Origin of the sequence: Bradyrhizobium sp. NAS96.2 (genome assembly GCF_001908235.1) — a bacterium.
Lineage (GTDB): Bacteria > Pseudomonadota > Alphaproteobacteria > Rhizobiales > Xanthobacteraceae > Bradyrhizobium.
On record NZ_LGHK01000230.1, the window covers coordinates 1 to 20,881 of the forward strand.

Consider the following 20,881-nt stretch of genomic DNA (forward strand, 5'->3'; position numbering starts at 1 on the left):
TTGAACCGCACTTCCAGCGCCCGGTTCCCCTTCGAAAGCCGCCGCAGGCATACATCCTTGCCCGCAACCATGCGTCCGACAAGCGCCGCCCCCCTTTATCGAGACGACGATCCCCGAACCGGCCCAGCGTCCAGTCAATCCGTGACAACATGGCGACACCTCCGTCCAAACCGAAGTGCCGACATAGGAATCACATCGATTGCCGATTCTGGAATCCCAGATTCAGCGTTCGAGTCAATCTGTCGCAGCAAATGTGTGCATGCCCTAGGGCCTGCGCTGGGACGACGGCGCGCTTGTGGCAGGGCTAGCGGCACACCGGCTCAAAACGGCAGCGCCACGCCAGTCTTGATCTCTTTCAGGATCACGTTGGTGCGGACGTGGCGGATGCCGGGGATGCGGAACATGAACTCGTCGAGGAATTTGTTGTAGGCGTCCATGTCGCGCACGACGACGCGCAGATGGTAGTCGGCATCGCCTGTAGTCGCGAAGCATTCCAGCACCTCGCGCCGCTTCGTCACCCGCGCGACGAACTCGTCGACGAACTTCACGTCGTGCCGCTCCAGCGAGACGTGCAGGATCGCCGAGGTCGCAAAGCCCGCGCGCTCGCGCGCCACCAGCGCCGAATAGCCCGAAATAACGCCGGTCTCCTCCAGCGCACGAACCCGGCGCCAGCACGCCGAGGTCGACATGCCGACAGTTTCCGCGAGCTGCTGGTTGGTGGCGCGGCCGTCCTTTTGCAGTTCGGCGAGAATTCGCTCGTCTTGCTCTTCGACCATGTCGAGGCTCCGATTTGGTAGACTTTACCAGATCTGAGCCACTTCAGCAATCTTTCACCGAATCCGGCGTGCAGGGAGAATACATAGGTAAGACCTACCAGGCCCACAGGCATAGCCTTGTCCAATCAGACATTTCGATTCCCGGAAGGGTCACTCATGGGCCAGATGCCGCTGCTCGACGCCTACCAGCTGTCCGAGCGCTACAGCAGGGAACGCGGCCGCGTCTTCCTCACCGGCACGCAGGCGATCGTCCGCATCGCGCTCGACCAGATCAGGCGCGACCGCAAGAGCGGACTCAACACTGCGGGCTTCATCTCCGGCTATCGCGGTTCGCCGCTCGGCGGCGTCGATCTCGAACTGTGGAAGATCGGCGCGCTGCTGAAAGAAAGCAGCATCGAATTCCTGCCCGCCGTCAATGAGGACCTGGCCGCGACCGCTGTGCTCGGCTCGCAGCAGGTCGAGACGCAGCGGGATCGCGAGGTCGATGGCGTGTTCGGGTTGTGGTACGGCAAGGGCCCCGGCGTCGATCGCTCCGGCGACGCGCTGAAACACGGCAATGCCTATGGCTCCTCGCCGCATGGCGGCGTGCTGGTCGTCGCCGGCGACGATCACGGCTGCGTGTCGTCATCGATGCCGCATCAATCCGATGTCGCGTTCATGAGCTGGTTCATGCCGACGCTGCATCCGGCTGATGTCGGCGAATATCTCGCGTTCGGCGAATATGGCTACGCGCTGAGCCGCTTCTCCGGCATGTGGGTTGGATTCAAGGCGATCTCGGAGATCGTGGAGTCCGGCGCCTCGGTCGAGCTGCCCGCACCGCGCCGTTTCATACAGCCGGATTTCGTGCCGGCGCCGGGCGGCCTGCATTATCGCTGGCCAGATCTGCCGGGCCCGCAGATCGAGGAGCGGCTGGAAGCCAAGAAGCACGCGGTCTACGCGTTCGCAAAAGCCAATCCGATCGACCGCCGCATCTACGGCATCAAGGACGCGACCTACGGCATCGTCACCACCGGCAAGGCGCATCTCGATCTGATGGAGGCGCTGCGGCTGGTCGGGCTCGACGAGGCCGCTTGCCGCCGCTTCGGCATCGACATCTACAAGGTCGGCATGGTGTGGCCCTTGGCGCTGCACGATGCGATGGAATTCGTGAGGGGCAAGCGCGAGATCCTGGTGGTCGAGGAGAAGCGCGGCATCATCGAGAGCCAGTTCAAGGAATATTTCTACGACTATCCCGGCGCCAAGCCGGAGCGGATGGTCGGCAAGCATGACGAGACAGGGGCACGGCTGATCTCCTGGACCGGAGAATTGTCGCCGCGCATGCTCGCCGACGTGCTGGCACGGCGGCTCGATCCGATGTTTCCGGAATTGCAGCTCGCCCGCCGCGTCGCCGCGCTGGTGCCGGAGCAGGATCGCATGATCGCGGTGCCGGGCGCTGCGCGGACGCCGTATTTCTGCTCGGGCTGCCCGCACAACATTTCGACGAAAGTGCCCGAGGGCTCCAAGGCGCTGGCTGGGATCGGCTGCCATTTCATGGCGAGCTGGATGGACCGTGAGACCTCGTCGCTGATCCAGATGGGCGGCGAAGGCGTCAACTGGGCGGCTTCATCGAAATTCACCGGCAATAGTCATGTGTTCCAGAATCTCGGCGAAGGCACCTACTATCACTCGGGCTCGATGGCGATCCGGCAGGCGATCGCCGCGAAAGCCAACATCACCTACAAGATCCTGTTCAATGACGCAGTGGCAATGACCGGCGGCCAGCCGGTCGACGGCCCGGTCAGCGTGCAGGCGATCGCGCACTCTGTCCGCGCCGAAGGCGTGTCGCGAATCGCATTGGTGTCGGATGATCCCGCGCATTTTTCGCCGGCGGGCCTGCCGGTGGGCGTCACGATTCATCCGCGCGAGGAGATGGACGCCGTGCAGCGCGAGCTGCGCGCGATTGCAGGCGTCACCGTGCTGATCTATCAGCAGGCCTGCGCCACCGAGAAACGCCGGCGCCGCAAGCGCGGCACGATCAACGATCCCGCGCGTTTCGCCCATATCAACGACCTCGTCTGCGAGGGCTGCGGCGACTGCTCGGTGGAATCCAACTGCCTCAGCGTCGAGCCGAAGGAGACGCCGTTCGGCCGCAAGCGCAAGATCAACCTCTCGACCTGCAACAAGGATTTTTCCTGCCTCAACGGCTTCTGCCCGAGCTTTGTTACTATCGAGGGCGGCAAACGGCGGGCCAAGAGCGCAAGCGTGAGCGATCCGCTGGCACGCGCCGCCACATTGCCCGGACCGGAGTTCGCGGCACTCGACAAGCCCTACGATCTGCTGGTTACCGGCGTCGGCGGCACTGGCGTCATCACGGTCGGCGCACTGATCGCGATGGCCGCGCATCTCGAGGGGCGCGGCGTCTCGGTGCTCGACTTCACCGGCTTCGCGCAGAAATTCGGCCCGGTGCTGAGCTATCTGCGGCTCGCGGCCGATCCCGCGGCGCTGCACCAGGTGCGGATCGACCAGGGTGCGGCGGATGCGCTGATCGGCTGCGATCTCGTGGTGAGTTCGTCGGCCAAGGCGTCCGGCACCTACCGCAAGGGCATGCGCGCGGCGGTCAACATCGCCGAGATGCCGACCGGCGACGTGGTGCGCTTCCGCGACGCCGACCTCGCTTCGCCGGTTCGCTTGCGCGCCATCGAGCGGGTGATCGGGGCAGGTAACCTCAGCGCGATCGACGCCAACGCGCTGGCCGAGCGGCTGCTCGGCGACAGCGTCTACGCCAATATCATGATGCTCGGTTTCGCCTGGCAGCAGGGCCTGGTGCCGGTGTCGCTGCAGGCGCTGACGCGTGCGATCGAACTGAACGGGGTCGCCGTCGAGCGCAACAAGCAGGCGCTGGCCTGGGGCCGGCTCGCCTGTGCCGATCCGGATTTTCTGCCGAAGGCCGAGCATGCTGCCGTCAGCACGCCTGAGACACTGGAGCAGATGATCGCGCGGCGCGCCGACTTCCTTCGCGACTATCAGGACGAGGCCTACGCCGCGCGCTACCGCACCACGGTCGAGCGCGTGCGCCGCGCGGAAATGGCGTTGGGCGGCAACCGCGAAGACGGTACGCCCCCTCTCCCGCTTGCGGGGGAGTGGGTTGGGTGGTCTCACCACGAGTCATCTCGCGGAGAGAGCCCCCACCCGCAACGCATCTGGCGATGCGTTACGGCCTCCCCCGCAAGCGGGAGAGGCGGGAGCAAGTGGCTATGCCGTCGCAAACAATCGGAATCTCGCGCTGACCGACGCCGTTGCCCGCTCGCTGTTCAAGCTGATGGCCTACAAGGACGAATACGAGGTGGCGCGGCTGCACATGCACACGGGCTTCCTCGACGAACTCAGGCGCGAGTTCGACGGTGACTTCACAGTGCAGTATCATCTGGCGCCGCCCTTCCTCCCGGCGCGGCTGGATGCGCGCGGCCGGCCGAAGAAGCGCGCGTTCGGACAGTGGCTCCAGACGCCGCTGCGGCTGCTGGCGGGGCTCAAGGGATTGCGCGGCACCGCATTCGACATATTCGGCTACACCGCCGAGCGCCGCGCTGAGCGCGAGCTGATCACTTGGTATGAAGCGCTGATCGATACCATGCTCGGCAAGCTCGATGCCGCCCGCCTGCCCGATCTCACAGCGATTGCAAAGGCGCCGATGGAGATCCGCGGCTACGGGCCGGTGAAGGACGCCGCGATCGACAAGACCAAGGCGGAGGTGGCGCGGCTGACCGCGCAACTCACCTCCGCCCAGTCGGATACGGACGACGGCTCAGGCCGCCGCGCCGCGCTTGGCGGGTGAGATCAGGCCGACCACGACGGTCGCCAGCACCGCCACCACGATGTTGAGCAAGAGCGCACCGAGCCCGACATAGAATGTGTAGCTGGCATCGCCGAGCGAGATGCTGGCGAGCGGCTTCAGCCCGTTGCTCCACGCCGTGTAGGTGCCCCAGCCGATACCGACGGCCCAGCCGAGCAGCAGGCCCTCAGCGCGGAACCAGACGGTGAACAGGCCGAATACCAGCGCCGGCAGCGTCTGCACGATCCAGAGGCCGCCGAGCAGTTGCAGGTCGAGCGCATATTGTGTCGGCAGGAACAGGATGAAGGCGAGCGCGCCGACCTTCACCACCAGCGAGGTGATCTTGGCGACCGACGCCTCACCGGCATGCGAGATGTCCGGATTGATGTAGGACTTCCAGACATTGCGGGTGAACAGGTTGGCGGCGCCGATGCTCATCACCGCGGCCGGCACCAGCGCGCCGATCGCGATCGCTGCGAACGCGAAGCCCGCGAACCATTCAGGGAACAGCGTCTTGAACAGCATCGGCACCACGTCGTTCGGCGACGTCACCTTGATGTTGGCGGCATAGGCCATGTAGCCGAGCAGCGCGATCAGGCCGAGCAGGAGCGTGTAGGCCGGCAGCAGGATCGCATTCTTGCGGATCGTATCCGCCGACTTCGAGGCGAAGATGCCGGTCAGCGTGTGCGGATACATGAAGGCGGCCAGCGCCGAGCCGAGCGCCAGCGTCGCATAGGACAGATACTGCTCGGGCTTCAATATCAGCCCGGTGGCGCCGCCCTTCGCGGTGAAGGCGTCGTTGGCGGCCGAGAACACCGCGCCATAGCCGCCGAGCTTCGAAGGCACCACGACCACCGCCGTCAGCACCACGATGTAGATCATGATGTCCTTGACGAAGGCGATCAGGGCCGGCGCACGCAGGCCGGAGCTGTAGGTATAGAGCGCGAGGATCACGAAGGCGGCGATGATCGGAATTTCGCCCGAGAGCCCCATGGCCTTGATCACGACCTGCATGCCGATCAGCTGCAACGCGATGTAGGGCATGGTCGCGACCATGCCGGTCAGTGCCACCGCGAGTTCGAGACTGCGCGAGCCGTAGGCGGCGTGGACCACATCGGCGGCGGTGACATGGCCGCTCGCATGCGCCTTCTTCCACAGCACCGGCATCACGGCGAACACGAAGGGATAGACGATGATGGTGTAAGGCAGCGCGAAGAAGCCGTAGGCGCCGACCGCATAGACCAGCGCCGGCACTGCGATCACGGTGTAGGCGGTGTAGAAATCGCCGCCGACCAGGAACCAGGTGATCCAGGTGCCGAACTGGCGGCCGCCGAGCCCCCACTCGTCGAGATGTTCGCTGACCGGGCCGGATTTCCAGCGCGCGGCGAAAAAGCCCATCACGGTGACGAGCGCAAAGAAGAAGACGAAGACGGAGAGCGCCACCCAGGCGATGTGATCGGTCATGGCTGCCCCCTCACCGCTGCTCGTCGGCATCGGGCCGCCGGCTGCGATAGACCAGCCAGATCAGCAACGAGGAGATCGGCACCCAGGCGAGCTGGTACCAGTAGAAGAAGGGAAAGCCGAACAGCGACGGCTCGACGAAATTATAGAACGGTACCCATAGCAAGCCGATGAACGGCAGCAGCAACAGAATCCACATGGTCCTCTCCCAGCCCGGGGCGCGATCCAAACCGGCAGGGTTGCCGGTGTCCCGTCATCAACGACCCCAGGAACCATTCGTTGCGTCTAGAATCACGGTTACGGCATGGCGATGCAAAAAGATGTGATCGCTGAGCCGGGCAGGCAGCCTACTCGGCCTTGATGCCGGCATCCTCAATCACCTTGCGCCAGCGCGCCTCTTCGCCGGCGAAGTAACGGTTGAGCTCGGCCGGGGGCTGCGCCACCGTCACGAGGCCCTCATTGACGCTGAGCTTCTTGAAGGCCTCCGCCTGCACCGCCCTGGCCGCAGACTTGTTGAGGCGGTCGATGATCTCAGGCGGTGTGTTCGCAGGCGCGTAAAGCCCGTACCAGGATTCCGCGGCATAGCCCGGCACGCCGGCTTCGGACACCGTCGGCAGTTTCGGGAACGACGCCGAACGCTCAGCCGAGGTCACGGCGATCGCGCGCAATTGCCCGGCCTCGACCAGCGAGGCGCAGCTCGCCACCGTCGTGAACATCACCTGGATCTGGCCGCCCAACAGGTCGGTGATCCCTGGCGCCGCGCCCTTGTAGGGAACGGTGGTGAGATTGACGCCTGCGAGATGCTTGAACAATTCGCCGGCGAGGTGCGCGGAGGTGCCGGTGCCATAAGTGCCGTAGGACAGTTTTTCCGGATCGGCCTTCGCGGCGGCGATCAGATCCGCGATCGACGTGATCGGCGAGGACGGATTGACCACCACGACGTTGAACGAGCGCGCCACCAGCGCCACCGGCGCAAGGTCCTTGTGCGCGTCGTAGGGCAGCTTGCGGTAGAGGCTTGGATTGACGGCGTTGGCGAAGGTCGCCATCAGCAGCGTGTAGCCATCGGGTGGGCTCGCGGCGACGCTCTGCGTACCGATGATGGTGCCCGCCCCCGGCTTGTTCTCGATGATGACGGTGACGCCGAGATCCTTCTGCATCTCCTGCGCCAGCGTGCGCGCCACGACATCGGTGCCGCCGCCCGGCGCGAACGGCACCACGATCTTGACGATGTGGTCGGGATAGGCCGCGCGCGAAGGCGTGTGCAGCAGCACGTTTGCTGCGAGCGCGAACAGAAGCGATGCGAGGAGACGAAGCGGCATGGCAGGCCCCGGCGGCAGGCGGTGGGTTCTTGATACACGCACATGCCATGCAAGGGATGCCGGGCGGTCATGACGCTGGAAGGAGCTACGCTACCAGACCCGTCATTGCGAGCGAAGCGAAGCAATCCATCGTTCCGCATGCTCGGAAGCATGGATTGCTTCGTCGCTTCGCTCCTCGCAATGACGGCTGCACCGCCAATCACGAATACGGATTGATCAGCTTCTGCTGCTCGGTGGCGTGACGCACCAGGAGATCGATGAAGGTGCGCACCTTCGCCGAGAGATGATGGCGGTGCGGATAGATCGCGTTCATGGTGAGCTCGACCGGCCGGTATTCGGGCAGCAGCCGCACCAATTGGCCGGACTCCAGCTCGTCGCGGACCAGGAAGCCCGCCGCGAGGAAGACGCCGACGCCGGCGAGCGCCGCGAGCTTCAGCGTCTCGCCGCTGTTGGAGACCAGGTTGCCGGAGACCCGCACCGCGGCCGGCGTGCCCTTGCGGTCGGCGAAGCGCCATTCATCGCCATAGGGGTAGTTGGCGTGGCGCATGCAATTGCGCGCGGAGAGATCGGCGAGCTGCTCGGGCTTGCCGTGCTGCGCGATATAACCATGAGACGCGCACAGCACGTGACGCCAGGTCGCGATGGTGCGCACGATCAGGCTGGAGTCCGGCGGCGGCGTCATGCGCACCGCGAGATCGTAATTCTCGTCGATCAGGTCGGCATTGCGCTCGCCGATCGTGAGATCGACCTTGACCTCGGGATAGGTTGCGAGGAACTCGGCGACCGCCGGCGACAGAAACTGGACCAGATGGGTGTTGGTGAAGATGCGCAGCGTGCCGCGCGGCACCGATTGCTGCGCGCCGGCGACCTCATCGGCCTGCTCGATGTCGGCGAGGATCTGGACGCAGCGGTCGTAGTAGGCCTGGCCGACCTCAGTGAGGCTGACCTTGCGCGTGGTGCGGTTGAGCAGTCGGGCGCCGAGCCGGTCTTCCAGCGACTGGACGTGGTTGCTCACCATTGTCGTGGACATGTTGAGCTTGCGGCCGGCCGCGGAAAAGCCGCCGGAATCCACGACCCGGACGAACGCGGTCAAACTGGTCAGGCGATCCATGCGGCAAGGTCCGGATTATCAGCGCTGGCTTGATAATGCTTCCAGTTTTATCGGGATTATCACAGCAGGGAGGACATTGCATCTAAGGGGCCGTAACTGGCGCCCTTTCTGGAAGGACGCGAATGTTCGGCCAGGAGAAGACCATGTCGACCACCACCTATGTCCCTGAAGAATCGGCCAAAATCGGTCTCCGCCCGTCGCGGCGGACGGTCAAGCGGGTAGGCCTCGGGCTCGCCGCCTTGCTCGGCATCGCGGTGGCCAGCGACTTTGGCTACGACTACGTCACCACCGGCCGCTATCTGGAGTCCACCGACGACGCCTATGTGAAGGCGGACTCCACCATCATCGCCCCGAAGGTGTCCGGCTACATCGCCCGCGTCCTGGTCACCGACAACCAGCCGGTGAAGGCCGGCCAGTTGCTGGCCGAGATCGACGACCGCGATTACCGCACCGCGCTCGGCCAGGCCAAGGCCGACGTCAACGCCGCGGAAGCGTCGGTGCGCAATCTCGACGCCCAGCTCGAATTGCAGCAGCCGATCATCGACCAGAGCACTGCTGACGTCACCGCTGCCGAGGCCAATCTGAAATTCGCCCAGGAGGAGCAGACCCGCTACGACGGGCTGATGAAATCAGGCTCCGGCACCATCCAGCGCGCGCAACAGACCGACGCGGCGCTGCGCGCCAACACCGCGCAATTGCAGCACGCCAAGTCGGCGCTGTCGGCGGCGCAGCGCAAGGTCGACGTGCTGACCACCCAGCGCGCCCAGGCCGCAGCGCAAGTCGATCGCGCCCGCGCGGTCGAGCAGCAGGCTGAGCTGAACCTGTCCTACGCCCGGATCACCGCGCCGGTCGACGGCACGGTCGGCGCCCGCACGCTCCGCGTTGGCCAATATGTCCAGGCCGGCACGCAGCTGATGGCGGTGGTGCCGCTCGATGCGGTCTATGTGGTCGCCAATTTCAAGGAGACGCAGCTGACCCATGTGCGCAACGGCCAGCCGGTCGAGCTCACCGTCGACAGCTTTCGCGGCAGCACGCTGAAGGGCCATGTCGACAGCCTGTCGCCGGCCAGCGGCCTCGAATTCGCGCTGCTGCCGCCCGACAACGCCACCGGCAACTTCACCAAGATCGTGCAGCGCGTGCCGGTGAAGATCGTGCTCGACGATCACAGCCTGACCGGCCTGCTGCGGCCGGGCATGTCGGCGATCCCGACCGTCAACACCAAGGCGACGGTGCTGGCCGAGCGTGAAGAGAAGCGGCGGCTGGCATCAGCGGCACGGCCGAGCGGCGGCTAGCGCAAAGCACGTCTTCAACCGGCTTGGCGCGATCGATCACCGCATCGGCGGTCGATCGCGTTTTGCTGCGCCTGTTTCTCCTTCTTCGCGCCGCGAGCGCCGGCGGTAGGGCTCCCTCCCCCCTTGCGGGGAAGGGTTGGGGGGAGGGGTGCCGCTTGCGCTGAGGCTCGTTGGTTTGCGACGACGCTACTGTCGCCAGTAACGCGTACGGCAGGATTGAAGCGCTTCGTTTGAAGCTCGATGCCAGCGCCCGGGGCCACCCCTCTCCCCACCCTCCCCCACAAGGGGGGAGGGAGCCAATCCAGCGTGCTCACCTCACTCATCGACACATCCACGCAAACCGAACGGCGCACCGAACCGCAACCGCAGTCGCAGCCACGCGCCCATTATCAATCGCGAACGGACAATCTTTCCAGTCTTTCCCGGATTATCGAAAGCGGCCGCCTAATACATGTTGAGTGCGTAAGCGAGAGAACACCCAGATGACCGCGCTCCAGCCCACCGCCAACGCCGCCGACCTCCCCGCCCCCACCGCTCCGGCAACGCCCGCGATCCCGGCCAGGACCTGGATTGCGGTGATCGGCTCCACGCTCGGCGCGTTCATGGCGGTGCTCAACATCCAGATCGTCAACGCCTCGCTCGCCGACGTGCAGGGTGCGATCGGCGCCGGGATCGACGACGGCGGCTGGATCTCGACCTCCTATCTGATCGCCGAGATCGTGGTGATCCCGCTGTCCGGCTGGCTCGCGCAGGTGTTCTCGGTGCGCATCTATCTGCTCACCAACGCGTTCCTGTTCCTGGTGTTCTCGGCGGCATGCGCGCTGGCGCAGGACCTGCCGCAGATGATCGCGCTGCGCGCGGTGCAGGGCTTTACCGGCGGCGTGCTGATCCCGATGGCGTTCACGCTGATCATCACACTGCTGCCGAAAGCCAAGCAGCCGATCGGCCTTGCCCTGTTCGCGCTGTCGGCGACGTTCGCGCCGGCGATCGGCCCGACCATCGGCGGCTATCTCACCGAGAACTGGGGCTGGCAGTACATCTTCTATGTCAATCTGGTGCCCGGCGCCGTGATGATCGCGATGCTGTACGTCTCGCTCGATCCGAGCCCGATGAAGCTGTCGCTGATCCGCCAGGGCGACTGGCTCGGCATCATCACCATGGCGATCGGCCTCGCCGCGCTGCAGACCGTGCTGGAGGAAGGCAACAAGGACGACTGGCTCGGCTCACCCTTCATCGTGCGCCTGTCGGTCATCGCAGCGGTCGCGCTGGTCGCCTTCCTGATCGTCGAATTCACCGTCGAGAAGCCGCTGCTCAATCTGCGCCTGCTCGCCCGCCGCAATTTCGGCTTCGGCATGCTGGCCAACTTCCTGCTCGGCATCGCGCTGTACGGCTCGGTGTTCATCCTGCCGCAGTACCTGTCGCGCATCCAGGGCTACAATGCCGAGCAGATCGGCATGGTGCTGGCCTGGACCGGCCTGCCGCAGCTTCTGCTGATCCCGCTGGTGCCGCGGCTGATGCAGCGCTTCGACCCCCGTATCATCATCAGCGTCGGCTTCGCGCTGTTCGCCGGCTCCAACTTCATGAACATCTTCATGACCAACGATTACGCCACCGACCAGCTGTTCTGGCCCAACATCGTCCGCGCCATCGGCCAGGCCCTGGTGATGGCCCCGCTGTCGGCGGTGGCGACCGCGGGCATCGAGCTGGAGAACGCGGGTTCGGCCTCTGCGCTGTTCAACATGATGCGCAATCTCGGCGGCGCGGTCGGCATCGCGGTGCTGCAGACGGTCCTGACCAAGCGCGAGCAGTATCACTCCAACGTGCTGATGCAGTCGGTCTCGCTGCTGGAGCAAGCGACGCGGAGCCGGATCGACCAGCTGACGCAGTATTTCATGAACCACGGCATCGCCGATCCGGCGTCGGCGGCCAACCGCGCCATCGGCGCGATCGGCAAGATCGTGCAGAAGCAGGCCTACATCCTCGCCTTCAGCGACACCTTCTATCTGCTCGGCGTGGCGCTGATCGTTGCGCTGGCGGCGACACTGTTCCTGAAGAAGCCGGGCCAGCTCGCTGGCGGCGGTGCGCACTAGCCTTACTGCCTAAACCCATAACCAAGGAGAACGACCATGAAACCCCGTCTGAACTTCTACCAGGCCGCCCCTGAGACCATCAAAGCGCTGGTCGCCGTGGAGAGCCAGATCAATGCGAGCGGCCTCGAGCAATCGCTGATCGAGCTGGTCAAGACCCGGGCCTCGCAGATCAACGGCTGCGCCTACTGCATCAACATGCACACCGAGGATGCCCGCAAGCATGGCGAGACCGAGCAGCGGCTCTATCTGCTCAATGCCTGGCGCGAGTCGCCGCTCTACAGCGAGCGCGAGCGCGCGGCGCTGGCCTGGACCGAGGCACTGACGTTGGTGTCCGAGACGCACGCGCCCGACGCCGACTATGAGGCGGTGCGCGCCCAGTTCACGGACAGCGAGCTCGTCAACCTGACCACGCTGATCGGCGCCATCAACGCCTGGAACCGGATCGCGATCGGCTTTCGCGCGGTGCATCCAGTGAAGGTGAAGGCGGCGGCGTGAGCGGTGACGTGCGTCGGAAATTCAGCGGTGCGCACAGTCTATCACCGTCACCCTGAGGAGCGCGTAGCGCGTCTCGAAGGGTCGACGGCCCAGCCGCGGGGCCGTGCATCCTTCGAGGCTCGCTCCGCTCGCACCTCAGGATGACGGGTCTACCTTTCGCGCCAAACCACCCTAAACCGCCGTCGCCTTTGCGAACTCGACATAGATCTCGCGCAGGCGATCGGTGATCGGGCCGACCTTGCCGTTGCCGACGGTCTTGCCGTCGATCGCGACCACGCCCTGCACGAACACAGAGGCGCTGGTGATGAAGGCTTCCTTGGCGGCGAGCGCTTCCTCGATCGTGAAGGCGCGCTCCTCGATCCGGAGCTGACGCTCCTCGGCGAGCTTGACCACCGCCTTGCGGGTGCAGCCGGGCAGGATCTCGTTGCCGTTCTGCCGCGTCACGATGACGTCGTCCTGGGTGACGATGAAGGACGAGGATGAGCCGCCCTCAGTGACCTTGCCGTCCTCGATCATCCAGGCCTCGCCGGCGCCGGCCGCGGCCGCGGCCTGCTTGGCCAGCACCTGCGCGAGCAGCGCCACGCTCTTGATGTCGCGCCGCTCCCAGCGGATGTCGGGCACCGTGATGACGTTGATGCCGGTCTTGGCCGACGGCGCGTTGATGATGTCCTTTTCCGAGGTGAACATCACAAGGGTCGGCTTGACGTTCGCCTCCGCCTTCGGGAAGGCGAAGTCGCGTCCCTTGTCGGCGCCGCGGGTGACCTCGAGATAGACCATGCCGTTGACGAGGTCGTTGCGCTTGACCAGCTCCTTCTGGATCTCCTCGATCCGCTCCAGCGTCTCGGGGAGCGCAAGCTGGATCTCGCCGACCGAGCGCTTCAGCCGCGCCAGATGCGAGGCATTGTCGATCAGCTTGCCCTCGAGCACCGCCGCCACCTCGTAGATGCCGTCGGCGAACAGGAAACCGCGGTCGAACACCGAGACCTTGGCCTCGGAATGCGGCACGTACGAGCCGTTGACGTAAGCGATCTTTTCCACGCGAGTTCTCCTGCGGACGAAAGGGGAGTTTCAGGCCTTCGTATACGCAAATTGTTAACGGGGGAAAACCCCGGAGAAGCGCATTCCGGCCCCTCCACGTCATTGCGAGCGCAGCGAAGCAATCCATGGCTCCGCACACGCGCATAGATGTATTGCTTCGTCGCTGGCGCTCCTCGCAATGACGGAGGAAGGTCCGATGCCTCAGTGCTGCAAGATCTTCGACAAAAACTTCTGCGCGCGGTCGCTGCGGGGCGTGCCGAAGAAGTCGGCCTTCTTGGCGTCCTCGACGATCTCGCCGCGGTCCATGAAGATCACGCGGTCGGCGACCTTGTTGGCAAAGCCCATTTCGTGGGTCACCACCATCATGGTCATGCCCTCGCGGGCGAGGTCGACCATGACGTCGAGCACCTCGCTGATCATTTCCGGATCGAGCGCCGAGGTCGGCTCGTCGAACAGCATCGCGATCGGGTCCATCGCCAGCGCACGTGCGATCGCGACGCGCTGCTGCTGACCGCCGGACAATTCGGCGGGAAACTTCTTGGCATGCTCCTTCAGCCCGACGCGCTCCAGCAGCTTCATGCCCTTGGCGGTGGCATCCTCAGACTTGCGGCCCAAGACCTTCTCCTGCGCGAGGCGGAGATTGTCGATGATGCGCAGATGCGGGAACAGCTCGAAGTGCTGGAACACCATGCCGACGCGCGAGCGCAGCTTCGGCAGGTCGGTCTTGGGATCGTTGACCTTGACGCCGTCGAGCACGATGTCGCCGCCCTGGATCGGCTCCAGCGCGTTGACGCATTTGATCAGGGTGGACTTGCCCGAGCCGGACGGGCCGCAGACCACCACCACCTCGCCCTTGGCGACGCTGGTGGTGCAGTCCTTCAGCACCTGGAAGGTCGGGCCGTACCATTTATTGACGTGATTGATCTCGATCATGATGGCTCAGCTTGTTTGTTCAGCGAACAATGGCGATGCGCGACTGCAGGCGGCGGACACCAAAGGACGCGACACAGGAAATGACGAAGTAGACCAGCGCGGCGAACAGGTACATTTCGACCAGACGGCCGTCGCGCTGCGCGACCTTGCTGGCGGCGCCGAGGAAGTCCGGGATCGACAGCACGTAAACCAGCGAGGTGTCCTGGAACAGCACGATGGTCTGGGTCAGCAGCACCGGCAGCATGTTGCGGAACGCCTGCGGCAGCACAACGTAGCACATCGACTGCGCATAGGTCAGGCCGAGCGCGCTGGCGGCAGCCGGCTGGCCCTTCGAGATCGACTGGATCCCGGCGCGCATGATCTCGGAGAAATATGCGGACTCGAATGCGATGAAGGTGATCAGCGAGGAGGCGAAGGCGCCGACCGTGATCGGCCGCGAGGCGCCGGTGAGCCACTGCCCGATATACGGCACCAGGAAGTAGAACCAGAAGATCACCAGCACCAGCGGCAGCGAGCGGATGAAGTCGACATAGAAGCCCGCGATGCGCCCGAGCACCTTGTAGCTCGACAACCGCATCAGGGCGATCAGGGTGCCGAACACCAGGCCGCCGAACGCGGCCAGCGCCGTCAAGGTCAGCGTGAAGCGCATGCCCTCGAGGAACAGATAGGGCAGCGCGCGGCGGATGACGTCGAAATCGAAATTGCCGAGCATGGTCATTTGCCCGTGATATAGCCGGGGATCGCGACATAGCGCTCGAGGAAGCGCATCGCGGTGACCACGACGAAATTGAGGAGAAGATAGAGCACGGTTGCCGCGGTGAAGGCCTCGAACACCTGGAACGAGAACTCCTGCATCGAGCGCGCCTCGCCGGTCAACTCGATGAGGCCTATGGTGATGGCGACCGCGCTGTTCTTGATGGTGTTGAGGAACTCGGAAGTCAGCGGCGGCAGGATGATGCGAAACGCCATCGGCAGCAGCACGTAGCGATAGGTCTGCATCGTGGTGAGGCCGAGCGCGGTCGAAGCCTGCTTCTGGCCGCGCGGCAGCGAGGTGATGCCGGCCTGCAACTGCACGGCGACGCGCGCCGACATGAACAGGCCGACGCCGATCGCGGCGGTCCAGAACGGCGCGTTCGGCAACTGCTTCAGCCACAGCCCGGCGGATCTCGGCAACAGCTCGGGCAGCACGAAGAACCACAGGAACAGCTGCACCAAGAGCGGCATGTTGCGGAAGAATTCGACCCAGCAAAAGCCGATCCACGACGCCGTCCGCGACGGCAGCGTGCGCAGCACGCCGATCACCGAGCCGGACACCAGCGCGATGATCCAGGCGAGCACCGACACCTTGACGGTGACCACCAGTCCCGACAGCAACAGGTCGAGATAGGTGCCGGTCCCCATCGGGTTCGGCTCGAGAAAGATGTGCCAGTTCCAATTATAGTTCACAGGTCCCCCACGAGGCCTTGCCGGTCACGCTTGACGGCAACGTCTGCGCATCCAAACGCGATGCGCCGACGATATGCAAATGTCCGGCCATTCTCCTCCAAAAATGGCCGGACACGCTTGGTTCTCCGGTCCCTCACGGTGGACGGCGCATTGCGCCGCCTCGAACCATGAGGTCTCGGCAGCTTACTTGTACGAATCCGGATCCGGCGAGTCCGACGGCTTGGCGAATTCGTGCTTCAGCTCCGGCCCGAGCTCGACGTTGAGGGTCAGGCCCTTCGGCGGAATCTTCTGCATGAACCACTTGTCGTAGATCTTCTCGCCTTCGCCGCTGGTGTAGAGCGCCGCGGTGGCGGCATCGACGACCTTCTTGAACTGCACGTCATCCTTGCGCAGCATGATGCCGTACGGCTCCGGCTTGGAGAACGCATCCTTGGAGATGACGTAGTCGCCCGGCGACTTCGAGCCGGCGACGAGGCTCGCGAGCAGGATGTCGTCCATCACGAAGGCGACCGCGCGGTCGGTCTCGACCATCAGGAAGGCTTCGGCGTGATCCTTGGCCGGGATGATGTTGGCGCCGAGGCCGCGCGCGACGTTGGCTTCGGTGAGCTGCTTGATGTTGGTGGTGCCGGCGGTCGAGACCACCGTCTTGCCCTTCAGATCGTCGATCGACTTGAGCCCGCTCGACTTCTTGAAGACGTAGCGGCTGGCGGTCAGGAAGTGGGTGTTGGTGAACCAGACCTGCTTCTGGCGCTCGGCATTGTTGGTGGTCGAGCCGCATTCGAGGTCGACGGTGCCGTTGGCCATCAGAGGGATACGCGTTGCTGAGGTCACCGGGTTGAGCTTGACCTCGAGCTTGTCGAGCTTCAGCTCCTTCTTCACGGCGTCGACGATCTTGTAGCAGATGTCCATCGCGTAGCCGATGGGCTTCTGGTTGTCGTCGAGATAGGAGAACGGGATCGAGGAATCGCGGAAGCCGAGCGTGATCGCGCCGGTTTCCTTGATGTTCTTCAGCGTCCCGGTCAGCTCCTCGGCCTGCGCCTGGCTCGCGCCGAGCGCGGCGGCGAGCGCGAAGCCGATGAGATATTTGCGTGTCATACGTCTACTCCTTCGTGGAAACGATCGATTTACTGCGTGAGAATGTCGGCGAGGACGGGTGCGATGTAGCCGCGAAACTGTTCCGGATTCTCGCTCATCGGAAAATGACCGAGCTGCTCCATGATCGTGACGCTGGCGCCCCCTATAGCCGCTGCTGTCCGCCTTGTGTCCTCGGGCGTGCAGGAGAAATCATACTCGCCCGTGAGCAAATAGAGCTTGCATACTTTAGTATCGATTGACGCGACGCGGCCGCGCAGGTCGCCATCGACACGGTAGAAATACAGGTCGCCCTTGAACACGCCGGGACCGCCCTGCTTGTAGCCCCACAGCGTTTCCATCCGCGCAGCTTCGGGGCTCTGCGGCGCAATCAGCCCCGACACCAGCGCCGCGCAGACTTCGCCGCCGTGAACGTCCGGACGGTTCAGCCAGTTGGTGTCATACCATGGCGCCTGGAAATCGGCAGCCTCGAGCCCGATCAGCGCCCGGAACTCGGCGGCATGTTCGATCGCGAGGTTGAGCACGATGCGGCCGCCGATCGAGCAGCCCATCACGACGGGCTTCTCCAGCCCCAATGCACGGCAGAAGGCACGGATGGTCTCGGTGTAGCGCGCGGTGGTGAGTTGGTATTCATCGCCGGTCCAGCTTTTCGGCGGATTCGACTTGCCATGCCAGGGCATATCGAAGGCAATGACGCGGAAATTTTCGGCAAATTGCGCATCCGCGAGCAGATGCCGCCACTGCCGCGCGTCTGATCCCGCGGTGTGCAGGCAGACCAGCGGAATGCCCGTGCCGTTCTCCTCGAAATAGATGCGGTGCAGTTCGCCGCCGATCTCGACGTGAACGTAGCGGCCGACCATCGGCTCGATGGTGCCGTTCATGATCGTACCGCTCATGATACGGTCGCCGCGAAATGCTGCCGCGGCAGCGCCAGCAGGTCCTTGAAGTATTGCAGATGCGCCATGAAGGGATGCAGATCGCCTTCCAGCACGGCTTCGCCGCGCTTGGTCAGCGCCAGCAAATCCTGCCAGCCGGGTTTCGGCTCGGCCTGCCAATAGGCGGCCCAGGCCTGCGGCGTCGCGCGATAGGAAAAGCGCCACGAGCGCATCAGGACCGGCGAAGGCACGAGCTCGACGATGCGCCCGGTGCGGATCGCGGCATGAAACGGCCGCGCCATCGGGCCGATCAGGCAGTCGCAATCGAGCAGCCGGCCGCGCGAGACCAGCCGAGGCGCCTGGTCGAGCAATGCGGGAAGGCCGGCAAACGCCGTCGTCACAGCGTCGTCGGTGGCGTCAGGCGATAGCGTCATCTTGTTGGGCAGGTTTCCTCGGCGAGCGCGGCCATGATGACGGCAACCGCCCGTTCTCGCAAGCCGCTGACACCCGCTGACACCCTTGGGTTCCTCAGATTAATCGCTTGATTAAACGGATCCGCCCGGTCAGCGCGCTGGCCGGCACGCCCAAAGCCCTGCTGCCAGGAACTGCCAAATCCGACGCGCAATCCGGTCAGCTCACGCCCTTCGCGGACCGCACGTTCTTCGGCGCCTGGGCCATCGCGCGGGCCAGCACCTGGGCTTCCTTCTTCAGCATGTCGGCGAGCTCGGTTTCGCGGCGGCGGATGCGGTCGGTGGCTGCGCCGATCGACAGCGCGGCGACCACCTCGCCGGCATCGTCGCGGACCGGAACGCCGACGCCACCCATGCCGGGGAATGCAGCGTCGAGCAGCACGGTGTGGCCGGCCTTGCGCGCCACTGCGATCCGCTCGCGCAGGAATTTTGGGGTGATGCGCGGCGACTTCGCCAGCCGCGGCACGATCACCTCGATCACGGCCTCGATCTCGGCATCCGGCAGCCAGACCAACAGCGCCAGTGCACCGGCGCCGACGCCGAGCGGACGGCGGCTGCCGATCTGCAGATAGTTCGGTTGCAGCGGGTGGCTGCCGACCGAACGCGCCAGATACAGCGCCTCGACACCGGATCGCACCGACAACAGCGCCGTGTCAGCCGAGCGCTCCGACAGCCGCAACAGGCTCGGCTGCGCCAGCTCGGCGATGTCGACCGAGCGGCGCGCGCCGACCGCCATCACCCGCGCCTCCTGGCCGAGTTCATAGGTCTTGGCGCCAGTGACCCGACTGACGAAACCTTCCTCGATCAGCGAATTGAGGATGCGCAGCGCGGTCGCCTTGTTCAGCGAGGTGGTGTCGGCGATGTCGGTCAGCCGCAACGGCGAGCGCTGCGCCAGCACGCGCAGGATCGCGCAGACCTTCTGGATCGCGTTGAACTTGTCGGGTTGGCCCGGCTCCGGCAATGGCCTCTTGCGGCTGGTCCGTGCGGTCGCAGTCGTGGAGGCGTTCATGCCCTGGCCTTCCTTGCCTCTTCCAAAATCCTGAACCGGGCACGAAGAGATGCGCCCGGCGGACATCATCCTAAAACGGATGATGTGCAGCGGACACCGTATACTTTCGTCAGATGAAACTTTGATATCGACCATCTACGCTGCTTTGCAGCAATAGCGGCATTCGAATTTCGCTTCACGAAATCTGCTGCGCAGCTTCTTGTTTGAGCATGATCTTTTCGGAAAACCGCTTCGCACTTTTCCGGATCATGCTACGCCAGCCGCATCCTGCGAATGGTGAAGAGCGCGCCGAGGCTGAGGATGCAGACCGCGGTGAGATAATAGCCCGGCGCGAGCTCACCGATCAGCGCAAAGCCGCCCATCCAGGTCATGATCGCCGGCCCCATGCCACCGAACAATGTGACGCCAATATTGTAGCTGAGGCCGAGCCCGGTCGCACGCGTCGCCGGCGGAAACAGCTCCGACATCAGCGCGGCCAGCGGCCCGTAATACAGCGACTTGAGCACGCCGAGCCAGAGCACACCGAGCAGGATGATAACAGGCGTCGGCTTGCCGGTCAGCAGCAGGAAGGCCGGGAAGATCGAGACCAGCAGCAGCAGCGCAAACAGGATCATGTGCGTGGTGCGTCCGATCTTGTCGGAGACGAAGCCCGCGATCGGCGCCAGCAGCGCGACCGCCGTCTGCGCGGCGAATGCGGCGATGAAGCCGACTGATGGCTCCAGATTCAGCGTCTTCACCACATAGGTCGGCATGTAGACGATCAGATAGTTCACCGCGGTCGACACCGCGAGCGCGCCGATCGCAAGGATCGTGGGAAGCATCTGCCGTGCGAACACCTCCCTGACCGGCGATTCCTGCTTCGCCGCCGGCGGCGGCGTTGCGTCATCGACATGGTTGCGGATGTAGATGCCGACCGGGCCGATCAGCACGCCGAACAGGAACGGCAGCCGCCAGCCCCAGGATTGCAGATCCTCTGGGCTCATCAGCGAGGTCAGCAGCGCGCCGAAGCCCGCGCCCAGCAGGCCGCTGACGCCCTGGCTCGCGAACTGCCAGCTCGCCACGAAGCCGCGCCGCTCCGGCATGTGCTCGACCAGGAAGGCGGTCGAGGAACCGAACTCGCCGCCGGCGGAAAAGCCCTGCACCAGCCGCGCCAGCATCACCGTGATCGGCGCCAGGATGCCGATCGTCTCGAAGGTCGGCATCAGCGCCAGCACCAGCGTGCCAAACGTCATCAGCACGATCGAGAGCATCAGCGACGCCTTGCGGCCGTGACGATCGGCATAGGCGCCGAGCACGACGCCGCCGATCGGGCGGATCAGGAACGACAGGCCGAAGCTACCGAAGGTCAGTAGCAGCGAGGTGGTCGGATCATTGGCCGGGAAGAACGCCCTGGAGAGGTAGACCGCGAAATAGGCGTAGACCGAGATGTCGTACCACTCGAGCGCATTGCCGACCGAGGTCGCGACGATCAGGCGGGTGATGTTCTTCTTGTCGACCGTACTGTCGTGGCTCGGCATTGCGGTCGGCGTCGATAGCGTCATTTGAATTTCCTTAGCAGCGTCGGCCACCATTTCTCTGCCTGTCATGCCCGTGCTTGACCCGAGCATCCATGTCTCCCCGTCATCCTGAGAGCCTGACTGAAAAAGGGGTGAGTGACCTGAGTGGG

At 64.6% G+C, this 20,881-nt stretch carries 19 protein-coding genes; 5 read left to right on the forward strand and 14 right to left on the reverse strand.

Annotated elements, in window-relative coordinates:
* Positions 1-320: 320 nt before the first annotated feature.
* Positions 321-776: an Lrp/AsnC family transcriptional regulator gene (locus AC628_RS36210; protein WP_074131468.1), complete on the reverse strand. Its 456-nt coding sequence runs from the start codon at positions 774-776 to the stop codon at positions 321-323.
* 156 nt (positions 777-932) lie between these two features.
* Here AC628_RS36210 and AC628_RS36215 point away from each other — a divergent pair, with 156 nt between their 5' ends.
* Both AC628_RS36215 and AC628_RS36220 read left to right on the forward strand, forming a co-directional pair.
* The gene (locus tag AC628_RS36215) at positions 933-4,160 is read left to right on the forward strand and encodes an indolepyruvate ferredoxin oxidoreductase family protein (protein ID WP_245321506.1); all 3,228 of its coding nucleotides are present in this window, start codon (positions 933-935) and stop codon (positions 4,158-4,160) included.
* Positions 4,075-4,587, forward strand: a complete 513-nt coding sequence (locus AC628_RS36220) for a DUF6537 domain-containing protein (protein ID WP_074131469.1) — start codon at positions 4,075-4,077, stop codon at positions 4,585-4,587. The genes AC628_RS36215 and AC628_RS36220 overlap by 86 nt, the downstream gene beginning before the upstream one ends.
* On the opposite strand, the gene mctP is transcribed toward AC628_RS36220, so the two are convergent.
* From mctP to AC628_RS36240, 4 genes are all read right to left on the reverse strand, one after another.
* The gene (gene mctP / locus AC628_RS36225; RefSeq protein WP_074131470.1) at positions 4,558-6,048 is read right to left on the reverse strand and encodes a monocarboxylate uptake permease MctP; all 1,491 of its coding nucleotides are present in this window, start codon (positions 6,046-6,048) and stop codon (positions 4,558-4,560) included. The two genes, AC628_RS36220 and mctP, sit on opposite strands and share 30 nt — an antisense overlap.
* Positions 6,049-6,058: 10 nt before the next feature.
* Positions 6,059-6,244 (reverse strand): DUF3311 domain-containing protein, encoded by a 186-nt coding sequence (locus AC628_RS36230; RefSeq protein ID WP_028332977.1) that lies wholly within the window; start codon positions 6,242-6,244, stop codon positions 6,059-6,061.
* Between the two features lie 148 nt (positions 6,245-6,392).
* Positions 6,393-7,364 (reverse strand): Bug family tripartite tricarboxylate transporter substrate binding protein, encoded by a 972-nt coding sequence (locus tag AC628_RS36235; protein ID WP_074131471.1) that lies wholly within the window; start codon positions 7,362-7,364, stop codon positions 6,393-6,395.
* A 199-nt stretch (positions 7,365-7,563) separates the two neighbouring features.
* Positions 7,564-8,475: a LysR family transcriptional regulator gene (locus tag AC628_RS36240; RefSeq protein WP_074131472.1), complete on the reverse strand. Its 912-nt coding sequence runs from the start codon at positions 8,473-8,475 to the stop codon at positions 7,564-7,566.
* 143 nt (positions 8,476-8,618) lie between these two features.
* On the opposite strand from AC628_RS36240, the gene AC628_RS36245 reads away from it, so the two are divergent.
* The 3 genes from AC628_RS36245 to AC628_RS36255 all read left to right on the forward strand — a co-directional run bounded on the left by AC628_RS36245 (position 8,619) and on the right by AC628_RS36255 (position 12,352).
* Complete coding sequence (locus AC628_RS36245) at positions 8,619-9,767, forward strand: HlyD family secretion protein (protein WP_074131481.1); 1,149 nt, start codon at positions 8,619-8,621, stop codon at positions 9,765-9,767.
* Positions 9,768-10,249: 482 nt separating this feature from the next.
* The gene (locus tag AC628_RS36250; RefSeq protein WP_074131473.1) at positions 10,250-11,857 is read left to right on the forward strand and encodes an MDR family MFS transporter; all 1,608 of its coding nucleotides are present in this window, start codon (positions 10,250-10,252) and stop codon (positions 11,855-11,857) included.
* Positions 11,858-11,893: 36 nt separating this feature from the next.
* Positions 11,894-12,352, forward strand: a complete 459-nt coding sequence (locus AC628_RS36255; RefSeq protein ID WP_074131474.1) for a carboxymuconolactone decarboxylase family protein — start codon at positions 11,894-11,896, stop codon at positions 12,350-12,352.
* Positions 12,353-12,523: 171 nt separating this feature from the next.
* Here AC628_RS36255 and AC628_RS36260 read toward each other — a convergent pair whose 3' ends face one another.
* The 9 genes from AC628_RS36260 to AC628_RS36300 all read right to left on the reverse strand — a co-directional run bounded on the left by AC628_RS36260 (position 12,524) and on the right by AC628_RS36300 (position 20,756).
* Positions 12,524-13,390: a D-amino-acid transaminase gene (locus tag AC628_RS36260; protein WP_074131475.1), complete on the reverse strand. Its 867-nt coding sequence runs from the start codon at positions 13,388-13,390 to the stop codon at positions 12,524-12,526.
* Positions 13,391-13,591: 201 nt separating this feature from the next.
* The gene (locus AC628_RS36265; RefSeq protein ID WP_050422850.1) at positions 13,592-14,323 is read right to left on the reverse strand and encodes an amino acid ABC transporter ATP-binding protein; all 732 of its coding nucleotides are present in this window, start codon (positions 14,321-14,323) and stop codon (positions 13,592-13,594) included.
* 19 nt (positions 14,324-14,342) lie between these two features.
* Complete coding sequence (locus AC628_RS36270) at positions 14,343-15,035, reverse strand: amino acid ABC transporter permease (protein ID WP_074131476.1); 693 nt, start codon at positions 15,033-15,035, stop codon at positions 14,343-14,345.
* Between the two features lie 2 nt (positions 15,036-15,037).
* Positions 15,038-15,769: an amino acid ABC transporter permease gene (locus AC628_RS36275; protein ID WP_074131477.1), complete on the reverse strand. Its 732-nt coding sequence runs from the start codon at positions 15,767-15,769 to the stop codon at positions 15,038-15,040.
* 183 nt (positions 15,770-15,952) lie between these two features.
* A complete protein-coding gene (locus AC628_RS36280; protein ID WP_074131478.1) occupies positions 15,953-16,864 on the reverse strand; it encodes an amino acid ABC transporter substrate-binding protein in 912 nt (303 codons plus the stop codon).
* 29 nt (positions 16,865-16,893) lie between these two features.
* A complete protein-coding gene (locus AC628_RS36285) occupies positions 16,894-17,757 on the reverse strand; it encodes an alpha/beta fold hydrolase (protein WP_210190306.1) in 864 nt (287 codons plus the stop codon).
* On the reverse strand, positions 17,754-18,170 hold the full coding sequence (locus AC628_RS36290; RefSeq protein WP_074131479.1) for a hypothetical protein: 417 nt from the start codon (positions 18,168-18,170) through the stop codon (positions 17,754-17,756). Before AC628_RS36290 ends, AC628_RS36285 begins: the two co-directional genes overlap by 4 nt.
* A 196-nt stretch (positions 18,171-18,366) precedes the next feature.
* Entirely contained in the window at positions 18,367-19,215 is an 849-nt protein-coding gene (locus AC628_RS36295) for an IclR family transcriptional regulator (RefSeq protein ID WP_168193522.1), read from the reverse strand.
* A gap of 251 nt (positions 19,216-19,466) precedes the next feature.
* Complete coding sequence (locus AC628_RS36300) at positions 19,467-20,756, reverse strand: MFS transporter (RefSeq protein ID WP_074131480.1); 1,290 nt, start codon at positions 20,754-20,756, stop codon at positions 19,467-19,469.
* Between the last annotated feature and the right edge of the window lie 125 nt (positions 20,757-20,881).